The sequence below is a fragment of the Geobacillus thermodenitrificans subsp. thermodenitrificans DSM 465 genome, from assembly GCF_000496575.1.
Lineage (GTDB): Bacteria > Bacillota > Bacilli > Bacillales > Anoxybacillaceae > Geobacillus > Geobacillus thermodenitrificans.
Map to the genome: position 1 here is coordinate 1 of NZ_AYKT01000069.1, position 368 is coordinate 368.

The window sequence follows — 368 nt, forward strand, 5'->3', positions numbered from 1 at the left end:
TCAGCGGTGGAGGAAGAAGTCGCAAAGTTGGAAGATGAGCGTAACGAACTGAGCGAGAAAAAATCGAAACTCGAAGGCGAGATTGCTCAATTAGAGGGCGAACTCGAACAGCTCAACAGTAAACAACCTTCGAATCAATCGCGTCAAAAAACACAAGAACCGAAAGGAGATGTGGCAGGAATGAATCGTTTACAAGTTCGCGAGATGTTAAAAACCGGTGAATACTACAAACGGAGTGAGGTTGTTGAGTTTTACGAGAAATTCCGCAACCTCCGCGCGGTGGCAGGCGGGGAGTTAACGATTCCGGAAGTGGTCGTTAACCGCATCATGGATATCATGGGCGACTATACGACGCTGTATCCATTGGT

General features: G+C 47.6%; 1 protein-coding gene. It reads left to right on the forward strand.

Features of this window, described 5'->3' with window-relative positions; genetic code table 11:
• Nucleotides 1-27: 27 nt before the first annotated feature.
• Nucleotides 28-368 (forward strand): phage major capsid protein (locus DSM465_RS0118020; protein WP_236620397.1); only part of this gene is annotated, 341 nt, incomplete at its 3' end.